Below are 6480 nucleotides of genomic sequence, written 5' to 3'. Positions count from 1 at the left end.
GCCTGAGATAACCCAGATTGGCGTCCGCCGCAGCCCGGACCTGCTGTTTCAGAGCCGCCGTCCGCAGCACATAGGGCTCAAGGTCCGCTGCCTCTGCATGGGAAAGGCGCTGGATCAGCAGGTCCGTCCTGAAAGTTCCGGTGGGCATGTCCAGGGAACGCCCTGCCTGCTCCATGGCCCGGACAATCCGCTCCCGGATGGCCATAATCCCGCCCGCCACGGCCTGTTTTTCTTCTGCCATGGACCAGAGAGGCGCAACATTCCCTGTCTTCAGAACCTCTCCTTCCTTTTCCAGGATGATGAGCAGACGTTCAAAGCAGGTATTTTTTTCAGCATACAGCGCCACAAGTTCCGCTATCAGTGTCATGGCAGGGCCTCCGGATCTCTTCATTTTTAAACCAAAAAACCTGTGCAGGAACTTCGGTCTCACCGAATCCCTGCACAGGTTTTTTTGCACAATATATGCCAAGGCCTCCTCAAAATCCGGACCTCTACACTCAGAAATCCGAAGGCTGCCCCGAAGGCCTGGAAAGCTGGCGATAAAGAAAATCCCGCAGTCCCGGACTTCCCGCTCCCTTTGAAATGCGATCTGCTATTTCCTGATCCATGCGGGATTCCCAGATCTCCTCCGCCTGGCTGCGGTCAAAAATGCCGCCTTCCGGCAAAGTTTGCCGCATGGCCTTCAGCATGGTGTGCAGCATAATGGCTTCAAACCCCGCGCAGGCTTCCTTCAGCCGGGCATCTTCCTTTTCCCGCACACCTGTCTTCACATCTCCGGCCACCCGGCTTCCCGCACCCAAAGTCATCGCCATTCCCGGATCCATACGCATGCCCCCTCCTTTTTCAGAACCTTGACACAGCCTTTGTTTTAGCAAAGGCCCCTGGCCTGCCTGTTTCCATCCAAAGCCCTACAGGATCTCCAGATCCGCCTGCAGGGCACCCGCAGCCTTGATGGTCTGAAAAATACTGATCATATCCCTGGGCGTCACGCCAATGGCGTTCAGGGCCCGGACCAGCTCCCCAATGGTGGCTCCGCCCTCAAGGAGCATGACATTGGCCCTTTCCTCATCCACACCGATTTCCGTTTCCGGCGTGACCACGGTTTCTCCTGCGCCCAAGGGCGCGGGCTGACTCACCCGGGCCATCTCACGGACAGAAATGCTCAGATTGCCATGGGCCACAGCCACCGTTGAAATCTTCACATTCTCCCCGATCACCACCGTGCCTGTTTTCTCGTTCACGACAATACGGGCGGGCATGTCCGGCCTCACTTCCAGGGCCTCAATGCCTGCAATGAACATGGGAATGGAGTCCCTGAGATGTTCGGGCACATCAATGCGCACAGACCCCGAATCCACGGCCCTGGCCAGAGGCTGCCCCAGAGCCTGGTTGATCACTTCCGTCACCCGGATGGCGGTGGTAAAATCCGGATGAAAAAGGGAAAGAAAAAGTCTGTCCCGGCCATTCAGGGTCATGGGAATTTCCCTCTCCACCGTAGCCCCTCCCGCAATGCGGGCCACCTGAAGGTGATTTTTGGTCTGGGCCGCCCCACCGCCCACCACTCCATGCCCTCCCAGGGCCAGAGCCCCCTGGGCCAGGGCATAGACATTGCCGTCCACGCCCTTCAGAGGGGTCAGCAGAAGCGTACCCCCCCCAAGGCTTTTGGCGTCTCCCATGGAAGAAATGGTCACATCTAAGCGGCTTCCCAAACGGGAAAAGGGCGGCAGGTTCGCCGTCACCATCACGGCAGCCACGTTTTTCACATTGATCTGGTTACGGTCAATGCTCACGCCCATGCGGTCCATCATGCTGGCCAGAGCCTGGGTGATCATGGGGCTGCTCTTATCCCCTGTACCGTCAAGCCCCACCACAATGCCGTAGCCCACCAGCTGGTTCGAACGGATTCCCTGAAAGGCCGCCATGTCCTTAAGCCTGGATCCATGGGCAACACCGAGCAGAAGCCCGAAAAATACACAAAAGAGCAACCATCCTTTTTTCCTGTTCAGGGTATTTTCCATGGTATCCTCCAAACCCATTTTTCCCATAGCGCTAAAAGGGCCAGACCTTATCAATCACCCGGGTCATCCAACCGGGTCGCTGTTTTTCATCAATCACGCCCCTGCCCGAATATTCAATGCGGGCATCGGCCAGCACCGTGGACTGCACCCGGTTATCCGAACCGATATCCTTGGGCCGGATCACTCCGGAAACCGTGATGAACTGTGTCTCATGATTGACCCGCAATTCCCGGCTTCCATGGATCATCACATTGCCGTTGGGCAGAACCTGCACCACGCGGGCTCCGATGGAAGCCGTGATCCGGCCGGAACGATCGCTTTTGCCTGAACCGTCAAATTCCGTTTTCGTGTTCGCCTGGAAAAGATTGGCCGCATCCACATTGTTGCCTAAGTTGGCCATCAGGCCGAAAGCATTGGGGATACCGGCCTTGGTTGTGCTGTCCCGCTTCAGTTTGGTATTGGCCGCAACCTGAGAGGTGGCATTCTCCACAATATCCACAATCACCGTGTCCCCCACACGTCGCGCCCGCTGATCCGTAAAAAGCATTTCACCGGAATCACTCCATAATGAGCCTTCGGCCGGAGGAATGGCCCCGAAAAAAGCCGGAGGTGCATCCATCCCCACGGAAGGGGCAAGGCCGGTCTGCAAAGGGGCCTGATGCAGACCGCACCCCGTCAGCATGAGTATACCCAGCATCCCCAAGCCTGTTTTTCCCATTCTCTGCCTTTCCATAGGTCACCTCCCCAAGTACTTCAGAATCCCAGCCTCACCACGCCAACGGCTGTCACTTCGGCCTGCACCACCTTGCCCGTGCGCAGATTCTCCACAGGGATACGGTCTCCCTGTCCTCCATCCCTGCGGGCTTCTCCCAGGGTGTGGATTCTCAAATTCTCATTCTCCACCACCATGCGCACCCGATCCCCCCGCTTCACCAAAGGCGGCGAGGTCAGTCGGTCACTGCGCAGGACATCCCCCGCAGAAATCCGCACCCGCGTTGCAAGCCCCACTGCCGCTGCGGGATCCCGCAGCACATTTTCCCGCATCCCCGTAAGATCCCGTTTTTCCACACGCAGATCCTCCGGCCGGAGCAAAGCCCCCCGGTCCAGATCCCGAACCGGCACCACAACAGGCCCCAGGCGATCCACCTGGGCCACAAAACGCAGCAAGCCCGCCTCCCTGCCATCCACCCGGACATCCGTCTGCCCCCGAACCCGACGACCCGGACCGGAAAGGGCCAGGGGGCCCAGGGTTAATCGGCCCTGGGCAAAGGTATCCTGTCCCATGATGCGGACTTCCTGCACCCGCACCTCAAGCCCCGGATGTTGCTCGGAAAGGGTTTTTTCCAAAAGCGCCTGCACCCGCTGCAGGGCAATCTGCTGACCGGGCCGCTCCACACGCAACACGCCGGGAATCTCGCACAGGGCATTCGGCGCTTCCTGCAGAATCCGGATGCGGATACGACTGCCTGGCAGGGCAAGGCTGCCCCCCGGTCTGGGACTCTGCCCCAGCACAAGGCGTCCCAGATCCGCTCCACCTTCAATGCGCGCCACATCCCCGAGAAGAATTTCATCGCCGGATACGGTAACAGACTCGGGCAGAACCACGCGCACAGGAGCAGAAGCCAGAACCTCTGCAGCCAGCAGACTTGCCAGCCATACCATTCCAAGGATTCCTGTCCTACGCCTCACGTCCGTCATGGTTCCATTCCTTAGCGCTTCAGACCATTGGCAAGCCCCAGCATGGTGTCCGCCGTCTGCACGCTCTTGGAGTTGGCTTCATAGGCCCTCTGCCCCACAATCATGGCCACCATTTCTTCCACCACACTCACGTTGGACATTTCAAGATAATGGTTGGAAACCGTACCCAGACCATCTTCACCGGGGATCCCCTCAATGGGATCTCCGGATCCTTCCGTTGGACGGAACAGGTTCTGCCCCATGGCAAAAAGCCCAGAAGGATTCACAAAATTATGCAGGGTGATCTGCTCGGTCAGAAGAATTTCCTCTCCTGGACCATGGGCTGTCAGAAGGCCATTGGATTGCAGGGTCACAAGGATGGTTTCCGGAGGAAGGGCAATTTCCGGCTGCAGCCGGTCACCCGCAGGCGTTGTGATAAAGCCCTCAGAATCTTTGGTAAAATTGCCCGCTTTGGTGTAAAGGGGTTCCCCATTGTGCAGAACCTGAAAAAAACCCCGCCCTTCAATGGCAAAGTCCAGGTCGTTGCCTGTCTGCACAAAATCCCCTTCTGTGAAAATCTTCTGCACACTGGCAGGGCGAACCCCCATACCCACCTGAATTCCCGAAGGAATCTGGCCACCGCCTGGGGTAATGGCTCCTGCAACCAGCATGGTCTGGTACATGACGTCCTGAAAGTTTGCCCGACTTTTCTTAAAGCCTGTGGTGTTGGTGTTGGCCAGGTTATTGGCCACCACATCCGTCTGCATCTGCTGGGCCACCATGCCGGAGGCGGCCGTCCAGAGACCTCGTATCATGGGGTCCTCCCTTCCTGATCAAAAAATACTTTCCCCAAAAGACCCATCAGGCCGGAGAGCGGCCCAGCTCCGTGATGGCCTTGGTATCCACCTCATCCAGGGTCATCATGAGTTTCTGCTGGATTTCATACATGCGGGAAATGGCAATCATGTGGCTCATCTCTTCCACCACCTCAATGTTGGACATCTCCAGAGCCCCCTGCTGCAGGCGGATATTCGCAGGAGCCTGGGCGTCTGCCGCATCGCCCTTGTATCGGAACTGGGTGCGGCCCTCCTTTTCCAGGCCTTCCAGATCCTCAAAGGTCACCACATCCAGCGCTCCCACCAGTTCCTCATCCACAAAAATATTGCCCTGGGGATCCGCATAAAGCCGACCGTTCCCCACCCCGAGGGGCACACCTCCCGCCAGTACCGCCTCCCCCTGGGTGGTCACAAGAAATCCTTGGGCGTTCACCGTAAAATTTCCATTACGGGTATACCGAAGCCCACGGGGGGTCTGGATGACGAAAAAACCCTCATCCTCCAAGGCAAAATCCAGCGTATTGCCCGTGACACGCAAAGGACCCTGGGTCAGATCCGTATGAAGCTGGGCCCGGAAAGTCCGGTCAAAGGAAACAATATCTTTCTTAAAGCCCGGCGTATCCACATTGGCAAGGTGGTTGGCCGTATTCTCAAAATGTCTTTCCTGGCGAAGTCCGCCCTGCACCGGACGGGTCATCTGAAGAATCATGGTCTGCCTCCTTACGGTCTGCCCGAATTAAAGCAAAAAAAATGCCATGAGCCATATCCTGCTTTTTTACAGGAAATACGGCCCATGGCATACATGCATGCCGGTTCTTTGACAGGCTTTTTTCAGAAGATTTGACGGAGACAGGAAAAATATGCCGGGTAAAAAACGAGGGGCATCCCCACAAAGGAGATGCCCCCGAACAACTCATGTCATGGGACGTTCACACATCCCACAGCAGGCTTTATACCATTTCAAAGATGCCCGCAGCACCCATACCGCCACCGATGCACATGGAAACGATACCGTACTTACCGCCGGTCCGCTGCAGGTGGGAGATCATGGTAGCGGTCAGCTTGGCACCGGTGCATCCAAGGGGATGACCCAGAGCGATGGCACCACCACCTACGTTAACCTTATCCATCATGGGGGTGCCCCAGAGGCCAAGGTGCTTGCAGCAGTAGATGGCCTGGGAAGCAAAGGCTTCGTTGATTTCGAAGATGTCAATATCTTCAAGCTTCAGACCAACCTGAGCAAGGGCCTTGGGAATGGCGTAGATGGGGCCAACACCCATTTCTTCGGACTTGCAGCCAGCCACAGCATAAGCGATCATCTTGGCGATGGGCTTCAGGCCAAGGCGGTCACAGGCTTCCTTGGATGCGATCAGGGTAGCGGCCGCACCGTCGGTGGTCTGGGAGGAGTTGGCAGCGGTCACGGAACCACCGAACTTGAAGGGAGAGCTGAGACGGCCAATGCCTTCGGCAGTGGTGCCTTCGCGTACACCATCATCTTCGGTGACCATCTTGGTTTCAATCTTGTAGCTTCCGTCTGCCTGGGGAACATAGTAGGTGGCAGGCGTGGGAACGATTTCTTTGAGCCAGCCAGCCTTCTGGGCAGCAGCCGCCTTGGCGTGGGTCTTAGCTGCAAACTCGTCCATTTCCTGACGGGTGATGCCATAGGATGCAGCCACGTTTTCTGCGGTCACACCCATGGAGATGTAGGCTTCGGGGTTGGTCTTGGCAAATTCAGGGTGAGGACGGGGAGAGTAACCACCCATGGGAACATAGGTCATGGACTCGATACCGCCACCCATGGTCATTTCGGACCAGCCCGCCTTAACACGCAGAGAAGCGAGGGCAATGGCTTCCAGACCGGAAGAGCAGAAACGGTTTACGGTAGCACCGGAAACTTCGTTGGGGAAGCCTGCCATACGGGCGGCAATGCGACCGATGTTGATGCCCTG

8 protein-coding genes are annotated in these 6480 nt (G+C 57.3%); all 8 read right to left on the bottom strand.

Features of this window, described 5'->3' with window-relative positions; translation table 11 throughout:
* On the bottom strand, positions 1 to 367 hold a 367-nt coding region (flgN, locus tag RBR60_RS16005; protein WP_320358642.1), incomplete at its 3' end, for a flagellar export chaperone FlgN.
* Between the two features lie 130 nt (positions 368 to 497).
* On the bottom strand, positions 498 to 830 hold the full coding sequence (locus RBR60_RS16000; protein ID WP_320358641.1) for a rod-binding protein: 333 nt from the start codon (positions 828 to 830) through the stop codon (positions 498 to 500).
* 78 nt (positions 831 to 908) lie between these two features.
* A complete protein-coding gene (locus RBR60_RS15995) occupies positions 909 to 2018 on the bottom strand; it encodes a flagellar basal body P-ring protein FlgI (RefSeq protein ID WP_320358638.1) in 1110 nt (369 codons plus the stop codon).
* A gap of 31 nt (positions 2019 to 2049) precedes the next feature.
* Complete coding sequence (locus RBR60_RS15990) at positions 2050 to 2751, bottom strand: flagellar basal body L-ring protein FlgH (RefSeq protein WP_320358637.1); 702 nt, start codon at positions 2749 to 2751, stop codon at positions 2050 to 2052.
* Positions 2752 to 2771: 20 nt separating this feature from the next.
* Positions 2772 to 3716 (bottom strand): flagellar basal body P-ring formation chaperone FlgA, encoded by a 945-nt coding sequence (gene flgA / locus RBR60_RS15985; RefSeq protein ID WP_320358635.1) that lies wholly within the window; start codon positions 3714 to 3716, stop codon positions 2772 to 2774.
* A gap of 11 nt (positions 3717 to 3727) precedes the next feature.
* Positions 3728 to 4510, bottom strand: coding sequence for a flagellar basal-body rod protein FlgG (gene flgG, locus RBR60_RS15980; protein WP_320358633.1), 783 nt, complete (start codon positions 4508 to 4510; stop codon positions 3728 to 3730).
* A 46-nt stretch (positions 4511 to 4556) separates the two neighbouring features.
* Positions 4557 to 5240: a flagellar hook-basal body protein gene (locus tag RBR60_RS15975; RefSeq protein ID WP_320358631.1), complete on the bottom strand. Its 684-nt coding sequence runs from the start codon at positions 5238 to 5240 to the stop codon at positions 4557 to 4559.
* Positions 5241 to 5481: 241 nt separating this feature from the next.
* A partial coding sequence (locus RBR60_RS15970) for a thiolase family protein (protein ID WP_320358629.1) occupies positions 5482 to 6480 on the bottom strand: 999 nt, incomplete at its 5' end.

The organism is Desulfobotulus sp., from assembly GCF_034006065.1.
Classification (GTDB): Bacteria; Desulfobacterota; Desulfobacteria; order Desulfobacterales; family ASO4-4; genus Desulfobotulus.
The sequence above is the reverse complement of the archived record's forward strand: the minus strand, read 5'-3'. Positions and strand labels throughout refer to the sequence as shown.